The organism is Mesorhizobium sp. P3_A9, from assembly GCF_056402975.1.
This window is the reverse complement of sequence record NZ_JBFUGJ010000015.1, coordinates 40,654-48,625: the sequence shown is the minus strand read 5'-3', so window position 1 is coordinate 48,625 and position 7,972 is coordinate 40,654. Positions and strand designations below refer to the sequence as shown.

The window sequence follows — 7,972 nt, the reverse complement described above, 5'->3', positions numbered from 1 at the left end:
GCCGGATGGCGGCCGCATTCTGTTTCGCGGCGAGCCCTATCACCATCGCCCGCCGCAGCCGAACCAGCGTCAGTCCGTTGCCTTCATCCACCAGGATCTCGGTCTGATCGAATGGATGACCGTCGGCGAGAATGTTGGCCTCGCCCAGGGGTTTTCGCTGCGCTCAGGCCTGATCGACTGGCGTTCCACCGAGGAGCGGGCGCGCGAGGCGCTGAAGCTGGTCGGCTGTGACTTCGACCCAACGACGCGCGTTCAGGATCTGACTCGCACCGAAAAGTCGCTGGTCGCCATCGCCCGCGCGCTCGCCACCGAAGCCGATGTGCTGGTGCTTGACGAACCGACCGCCAGCCTTCCGGCCGACGAAGTCGACCGCCTGTTCGATGCAATCCGCCCGCTCAAGCAGCGCGGTGTCGGCATGATCTATGTCTCGCACCGCCTCGACGAGATTTTCCGCATCGCCGACCGCGTCGCCGTGCTGCGCGACGGCAAGCTTATCGGCCAGAAGAAGGTCGCCGACACCAAGCCGGACGAACTCGTCGAGATGATCGTCGGCCGCCCGGTAAGCCAGGTTTTCACCAAGGCGCAGACCGAGGTCGGCAAGACGATCTGCGCTGTCCGCGACCTGATCTGCGCCGGCGCCGGTCCGGTGTCTTTCGACGTGCGCAAAGGTGAACTGCTCGGCCTGGTCGGGCTGCGCGGCGCCGGGCAGGAAATGATCGGTCGCGCCCTGTTCGGCTGCCAGGCATTTTCAGGTTCGGTGACGATCAACGATATGACGCCAGATCTGTCGAGCCCGATCGCTGCGATGTCGTCCGGCGTCGGTCTGATCGCACGTGACCGGACCGAAGAATCGATCGCGGGCTCCCTTTCGATCCGCGAAAACAGCTTCCTCAATCCCGGTGCCGGCAAGCGAGGCCTGTTCTCCTTCCTGGCGCCACACAAGGAGGCCGCGCTGGCGCAAGTGATTGGCGGCTCGGTCGGGCTGCGCCCCAACGATCCCAACCTGCCGATCGAGGCTTTGTCAGGTGGCAACCAGCAGAAGGTCGTCGTCGGGCGCTGGCTCCACACCGGCCGCACCTTGCTGATCGCCGAGGATCCGACCGCCGGCGTCGATGTCGGCGCCAAGGCCGAGATCTACCGTCTGATCGGCCATGCGCTCGAAGCCGGTCTCGCCGTCGTCGTCGTGTCGACCGATTTCGAGGAGATCGCCCATATCTGCCACCGTGCCTTGGTGTTTTCGCGCGGACGAATCGTGCGTGAACTCATCGGCGACGACCTCACCACATCCGCCGTGATCACCGCGGCATCGGCTTCCGAAGCCGCCTGATTTTTTCTGGGAGCGAGCCCATGCAATCGATCGAATCCAGTGCACTCGAACCGACCCGCGGTGAGATGGCAAATCTGTCCCCCGGGCAGAAGATCATCCGGCTGCTGCCGGTCTATGGGTTGGTGATCCTGACCGTGCTTTTGATCGTTTTGTTTTCGATCCTGCTACCCAACACGTTTCCAACACTGCTCAATTTGCGCTCGATCATCTCCGACAAGGCGATCATTGCGCTCCTGTCGCTGGCGGCGATGATCCCGATGGCGTCCGGTCGCATCGACCTCACCGTCGGCTACGGCATCGTGCTGTGGCATATCCTGGCCATTAGCCTGCAGACCATGTTCGGCATTCCGTGGCCGCTGGCGGTGATGATCGTGCTGCTTCTCGGCGCCGCGACAGGCTTCCTCAACGGACTGCTGGTCGAAGTCGCCCGCATCGATTCTTTCATCGCCACGCTCGGCACCGGCACCGTGCTCTATGCGCTGGCGCTTTGGCACACKGGCGGCCGSCAGGTKGTCGGSGTGCTGCCCAACGGCTTCTACGCGCTCAACGGCACCATGGTGTTCGGGCTGCCGATCACCGGCCTCTACGTTCTGGGCATCGCCGTCGCGCTGTGGATCATCCTCGAGTATCTGCCGATCGGCCGCTACATCTATGCCATCGGCGCCAATCCCAAGGCCGCCGCCCTCAACGGCATTCCAGTGCGCCGCTTCGTCATCGGCGCCTTCGTCTCATCGGGTTTTCTGACGGCGCTGACAGGGGTGCTGCTCGCCTCCAAGCTGCGCATCGGCCAGGCCAGTGTCGGGCTCGAATATCTCCTGCCCGCTCTGGTCGGCGCCTTTCTCGGCTCGACCACCATCAAGCCCGGGCGCGTCAATGTCTGGGGCACGATGACGGGCGTCATCATCCTTGCAGTCGGCATTTCCGGCATCCAGCAATTTGGCGGCTCGTTCTTCGTCGAGCCTCTGTTCAACGGCGTGACGCTGCTCGTTGCCATCGGCATTGCCGGCTACGCCCAGCGCAAGCGCGGCGCCGCCCAGAGAGCCAAGATCAAGACTGTTGCACAAGCCGCGAAGTGACCGGAAGGCAACCAATTGGGAGGAAAATAACAATGGATCGCAGGCAGTTTCTTTTACAGGCCGCAGCGCTTGGCGTTTCGCTGCCGGTCTTTACCCGGATCGCGCTGGCGGATTCGATGGATGACGCCAAGGCCATCATCGCCAAATATGCATCGCGGCAGGACAAGTGGGATGGGCCGACCACCGGTCCAAAGGCCACCAAGGGTAAGATCATCGCCATCGTGGCCAACGATTTGAAGAATGGCGGCGTGCGCGGCACCATAGACGCCGCCAGCGAGGCCGCCAAGGTTATCGGCTGGGATATCCGCGTGCTTGACGGCGTCGGCACGGTCTCGGGCCGCACCGCCGCCCTTGACCAGGCCATCACGCTCAAGCCTGACGGCATCCTGGTCGTCGGCCTCGACCCGACCGAGCAGAAGCCCGGACTCGAGCAGGCCGACAAGGTTGGCATCCAGCTGATCTCGTGGCATTCTCTACCGGTTATCGGGCCGATCGAAGGCACCGGCATCAAGGTCAACGTCACCACCGATCCGTCTGGCGTGCCGACCGCCGCGGCAATGTGGGCCTATCTCGACGCCGGCGGCAAGCCGGGCGTGGTGATCTTCACCGACAGCAACTACACCTTCGCGGTCGCCAAATCCGAGAAGATGAAGGCGCTGATCGAGAAGCTAGGCGGCACGGTGCTTTCCTACGAGGACACGCCCATTGCCGATGTTTCCAATCGTATGGGTCAGCTGACAGTGTCGCTGCTGCAGCGCTTCGGCGCCCAATGGACGCATTCACTGGCGATCAACGATATCTACTATGATTTCATGGGGCCGGCTCTCGCCTCGGCGGGAGTTCCCGGCGACGGCGCCCCTAAGTCGGTAGCGGCTGGCGATGGGTCGGAATCGGCCTATCAACGCATCCGCACCGGCCAGTACCAGGCGGTGACCGTCGCCGAGCCGCTCAGTCTGCAAGGCTGGCAGTTGATCGACGAGATGAACCGGGCTTTCGCCGGCGAGAAATGGTCCGGCTATGTCACGCCGCTGCATGTCGTGGCCAAGGAGAACATCGAGTTCGACGGCGGCCCAAAGAATGTCTTCGATCCCGATAATGGCTACCGGGACGAGTACAAGAAGATCTGGGGCGTTGCCTGATCGCAACCCACGGGACCGGCGATCATCGGGATCGCCGGCTCTCCATAGGTATCTGGGATACCATTGCATGAGCGACTACGAGATTCTGGACGATCGGTTCCGCAAGCTGACGATCTGGCATGCCAGGCTCGAACGGTTGTGGACCGGCAGCCGCTGGGCGGAAGGACCGGTCTATGTCCCGGCCGCAAGGCATCTGCTGTGGTCGGATATCCCCAACGACCGGCTGCTGCGTTATGACGAAGGCGACGGTTCCGTCAGCGTCTTCCAGACGCATTGCAACAACCAGAACGGCCACACACTTGATCGCGAAGGCCGCGTCGTCGCCTGCGAGCAAGGTGGACGGCGCATCTCCCGGCTCGAGCATGATGGGCGCTGGCGCACCCTCGTCGAGACCGTCAAGGGCAAGCGGCTCAATTCGCCTAACGACGTGGTCGTCAAATCCGACGGGACGGTCTGGTTCACCGATCCAGTCTACGGCATCGAGGGCTACTATGAAGGCACGATCTCCAGGCCGGAGATCGGCGGATCCTATGTCTACCGGTTCGACGAAGCCGCCGGCGAGGCCACCGCGATCGTCACCGATCTCGTCCAGCCCAACGGTCTGGCTTTCTCACCTGATGAAAAGATCCTCTATATCTCCGACAGTGGCGAGAGCCATGTGCCCGGCCTGCCGCGCGCCATCAGGGCCTATGATGTCGCGGCCGACGGCAGTTCGACCCAGGCACGCGGCATCTTTGCCGAATGCGAAGCAGGCATCTTCGACGGTTTCCGCGTTGATCGAGACGGCAACATCTGGGCCTCCAGCGCCGATTCGGTCCGCGTCTACTCGCCGGACGGTACGCTGATCGGCCGCATCCTGGTTCCGGAATTTGTCTCCAACGTCTGCTTCGGCGGCCCGAGTCGGAACCGGCTCTACATCACCGCGCAGACGTCGCTCTATTCCATCTATGTCAACGCGCATCCAGCCGGGTCGGGTCCGGTGGCAGGACATCTCGGCACGGTGACATGACGCTGACGCTCGGCCGGAAGGCCACGAATTTTTGAAACCAAGGGAGGTACCACCATGCAACGCAGAACATTCTTGAAATCGTCCATCGCCCTACTCGCGATGACCATCGCCGCGCCGGGCCTGTTTGCCGGCCAGGCTCGCGCCGACGCCATGGCCGACGCCATGGCGGTCGTGCAGAAATACGCCCAGAAGGTCACCACTTGGGACGGCCCGACCACCGGGCCGAAGGCACAGCCGGGCAAGACGATCGTGGTGCTCGCCGGCGACCTCAAGAATGGTGGCATTCTCGGCGTCACCAACGGTGTCCAGGAGGCGGCTAAGGCGATCGGCTGGGAAGTCAAGGTGATCGACGGCGCCGGATCGATCGGCGGCCGCACCGCCGCCTTCGGCCAAGCCATGGCGCTAAAGCCGAATGGCATCGTCATCAACGGCTTCGACGCGGTCGAGCAGGCGCCGGCCCTGGAACAGGCGAAGGCGGCCGGCATTCCGCTGGTTTCCTGGCATGCCGGACCGGTGATCGGCCCCGACGAAAAGAACGGCGTCTTCGCCAACGTCTCGACCGACGCGATGCAGGTGTCCACCGCTGCGGCCGACTGGGCCTATGCCGATGCCAAAGGCAAGCCCGGCGTCATCATCTTCACCGATTCGACCTACGCCATCGCCATCGCCAAGGCCGACAAGATGAAGGCGGAGATCGAGCGGCTGGGCGGCAAGGTGCTCGAATATGTCGACACGCCGATCGCCGAGACCTCGCAGCGTATGCCGCAGCTTACCACCTCGCTGCTGCAGAAATACGGCGACCAGTGGACGCACTCGCTAGCCATCAACGACCTCTATTTCGACTTCATGGGCCCGTCGCTGGCGGCGGCCGGCAAGTCGGGCACCGACGCGCCGATCAATGTCGCCGCCGGTGATGGCTCGGAATCGGCCTATCAGCGCATCCGTGCCGGCCAGTTCCAGAAGGTCACAGTCGCCGAGCCGCTCAACCTGCAGGGTTGGCAACTGGTCGATGAGCTCAACCGCGCCATCGCCGGCGAAAAATGGTCCGGCTATCTGTCACCACTGCACGTCGTGACGGCGGACAATGTCGAGTTTGACGGCGGTCCCAACAATGCCTTCGACCCCGGCAACGGCTACCGCGACGCGTACAAGAAGATCTGGGGCAAATAGGCGCCGACGGCGTCACCCGTCCCAACACGCAGTCAACGGCCGGCGGTCATCCCGCCGGCCGTTATGTTTTCGCCGAAGCTCAAGCGGTGTGGCGCGCGATCACCTTCGGCGTCATGCCGACGATCACCCGGTCGTCAGGCGCATGGCGCCCATTGAGCAGGTCGAGCACGAGTTCGGCGACACGGATGCCTATCTCATGCGCGTCGACATCGATCGTGGTGATCGATGGCACCGACTGCTCAGCGAGGTCATAGGCGCCGAAGCCAGCGATCGCGACGTCCTCGGGGACACGGATGCCGCGCCGCACGCATTCCATAAGCGCACCGAAAGCCGAAAGATCCGACACGCACATCACCGCCTGCGTGTCCGGCCAGCGCGAGATCATCTCGACCATGGCGGTGGCGCCCTCGCGCATCGATATCGGCGGCACGCCGGAGGCGATAATGCGCGAGGCGTCGAGGCCGCGGTCCTGCAGTGCCGCGACGAAACCACGCCGGCGATCGAGACCACGCGTGTCGCGCGATGTGTCGCCACCGATAAAGCCAAGCCTCGAGTAACCGCGCGCGACGAAATGATCGACCATCAGCCGCCCGGCTTCGGCGTTGGAGAAGCCGACGACATGACCGATCGGATCATCCGGCAGGTCCCAGGTCTCGACGACCGGGACACCGGCATTCTCGAGCATCTTGCGGCAGCGCGGCGTATGCCGGCCGCCGGTGACGATGATCGCTTCCGGCCGCCGCCGCAGCAACTGGCCGACAAGGCGCTCCTCCTCCTCGACATTGTAGTCGGTGAAGCCGAGCAGGATTTCCAATCCGCTGTCGCGCAGACCCTCGGTCATACCGCGTAGCGTATCAGCGAAATTGGCGTTGTTGATGGAAGGTATCGTCACCGCGACGAAACCGGACCGGCGCGACGACAAATTGGCGGCGATGCTGTCGAAGACATAGCCGAGCTCTTCCGCTGCCCGCATGATGCGGTCGCGCGTGTCGGCGCTGACCGAGGTATCGCGCTTGAAGGCGCGCGACACGGTCATCGTCGAGACGTTGGCGCGACTGGCGACATCGGCCATGGTGGGCCGTTTTGGCGAAGGCTGCATGGCCGTACGTTATCGATATCACGACGGAATGCAACGCACCGCCGTGACTCACGCGAAGGCGATCTGAACTTTCATCGCCTGGCTGCGGTCGTTGGCGATTTCGAAGCCGGACAGCGCCTCGGCGAATGCTACGGTGTGGGTGATCAGAGGCTTTACGTCGATGAGCCCCTTGCGCATCAACTCGACACCCACGGCGAATTCAGGATGGAAGCGGAACGACCCGTTGATGGACAGTTCCTTGGTGGTGACTGCCGACATCGGCAGTGCCATCTCGGCGCCGCCGAGGCCGAGCTGAACTATGGTGCCGCGCGGGCGCAGCGCAGCGATGCCTTGCGCCAGCGCCGCCGCCGCGCCCGAGCATTCATAGAGGATGTCGAACGTCCCCTTGTCGGCGAGATAGGGTGCCAGCCCGTCTGGATCGGTTCGTGTGTTGATCGTCCTGTCGGCGCCCGCACGCATGGCCATGGACAGGGTAAAATCGGTGATGTCGACGGCGACGATTTCGGCGGCTCCGGCGCGCCGCGCGCAGAGGATCGACAACAGGCCGATCGGCCCGCAGCCGGTCACCAGAACGCGCTTGCCGAGCATCTCACCAGCCCTGCGCGTCGCGTGGAGACAGACCGCCAACGGCTCGGCCATCGCCGCCTCGCCAGCGCTCAACCCGTCCGCCGGCACGCATTGCAGCGCGTCCGCCACCAGCATTTCACGGAACGCGCCCTGGATATGAGGGAACGGCATGGCGCTGCCATAGAAGCGCATGTTGAGGCACTGGTTGTGCATCCCTTCCCGGCAGTATCGGCAGCTGTAACAGGGCCGCGACGGCGAGACCGCGACCAGCTGACCGGGCTGCAGCCCGTCGACGCCGGGACCGACCTTCTCAATGACGCCGGAGACCTCATGGCCGAGGATCATCGGCTCCTTCAGCCGCACCGTACCGAAGCCGCCGTGATTGTAGTAATGCAGGTCGCTGCCACAGATGCCGCCGGTGGCCAGCCGCAGCAGCACTTGACCCTGGCCCGGCGCCTCGACCGGCCGGTCCTCGATGCGCAGGTCCTTGGCGGCGTGGATGACGATCGACTTCATGGTTAGCGAACTCCTCGGGCAATTCCAGGAAAAGTGTATGACGGTTTTCCGTTCGGATCTGAGTAAGAC

7 protein-coding genes are annotated in these 7,972 nt (G+C 63.8%); 5 read left to right on the top strand and 2 right to left on the bottom strand.

Annotated features, from left to right (window positions below; genetic code table 11):
* The 5 genes from AC1DX0_RS04945 to AC1DX0_RS04925 form a co-directional block, all read left to right on the top strand.
* A partial coding sequence (locus AC1DX0_RS04945; protein WP_477354446.1) for a sugar ABC transporter ATP-binding protein occupies positions 1 to 1,327 on the top strand: 1,327 nt, incomplete at its 5' end.
* A 20-nt stretch (positions 1,328 to 1,347) separates the two neighbouring features.
* Positions 1,348 to 2,403, top strand: a complete 1,056-nt coding sequence (locus AC1DX0_RS04940) for an ABC transporter permease (RefSeq protein WP_477221794.1) — start codon at positions 1,348 to 1,350, stop codon at positions 2,401 to 2,403.
* A 32-nt stretch (positions 2,404 to 2,435) separates the two neighbouring features.
* Positions 2,436 to 3,542, top strand: coding sequence for a substrate-binding domain-containing protein (locus AC1DX0_RS04935; protein WP_477221793.1), 1,107 nt, complete (start codon positions 2,436 to 2,438; stop codon positions 3,540 to 3,542).
* Between the two features lie 67 nt (positions 3,543 to 3,609).
* Positions 3,610 to 4,551: an SMP-30/gluconolactonase/LRE family protein gene (locus AC1DX0_RS04930; RefSeq protein WP_477221792.1), complete on the top strand. Its 942-nt coding sequence runs from the start codon at positions 3,610 to 3,612 to the stop codon at positions 4,549 to 4,551.
* Between the two features lie 99 nt (positions 4,552 to 4,650).
* On the top strand, positions 4,651 to 5,721 hold the full coding sequence (locus AC1DX0_RS04925) for an ABC transporter substrate-binding protein (protein ID WP_477221821.1): 1,071 nt from the start codon (positions 4,651 to 4,653) through the stop codon (positions 5,719 to 5,721).
* 79 nt (positions 5,722 to 5,800) lie between these two features.
* Here the strand turns inward: AC1DX0_RS04925 and AC1DX0_RS04920 are convergent, their stop codons facing one another.
* Together AC1DX0_RS04920 and AC1DX0_RS04915 are read right to left on the bottom strand one after the other, a co-directional pair.
* Positions 5,801 to 6,820, bottom strand: coding sequence for a LacI family DNA-binding transcriptional regulator (locus tag AC1DX0_RS04920; protein ID WP_477221791.1), 1,020 nt, complete (start codon positions 6,818 to 6,820; stop codon positions 5,801 to 5,803).
* A 48-nt stretch (positions 6,821 to 6,868) separates the two neighbouring features.
* The gene (locus AC1DX0_RS04915; RefSeq protein WP_477221790.1) at positions 6,869 to 7,903 is read right to left on the bottom strand and encodes an L-idonate 5-dehydrogenase; all 1,035 of its coding nucleotides are present in this window, start codon (positions 7,901 to 7,903) and stop codon (positions 6,869 to 6,871) included.
* Positions 7,904 to 7,972: the final 69 nt, after the last annotated feature.

Excerpts from the sequence above, each read along its gene's own strand:
- AC1DX0_RS04935 (WP_477221793.1), top strand. The coding sequence starts at position 2,436 with ATGGATCGCAGGCAGTTTCTTTTACAGGCCGCAGCGCTTGGCGTTTCG.
- AC1DX0_RS04920 (WP_477221791.1), bottom strand. The coding sequence starts at position 6,820 with ATGCAGCCTTCGCCAAAACGGCCCACCATGGCCGATGTCGCCAGTCGC.
- AC1DX0_RS04930 (WP_477221792.1), top strand. The coding sequence starts at position 3,610 with ATGAGCGACTACGAGATTCTGGACGATCGGTTCCGCAAGCTGACGATC.
- AC1DX0_RS04915 (WP_477221790.1), bottom strand. The coding sequence starts at position 7,903 with ATGAAGTCGATCGTCATCCACGCCGCCAAGGACCTGCGCATCGAGGAC.
- AC1DX0_RS04925 (WP_477221821.1), top strand. The coding sequence starts at position 4,651 with ATGACCATCGCCGCGCCGGGCCTGTTTGCCGGCCAGGCTCGCGCCGAC.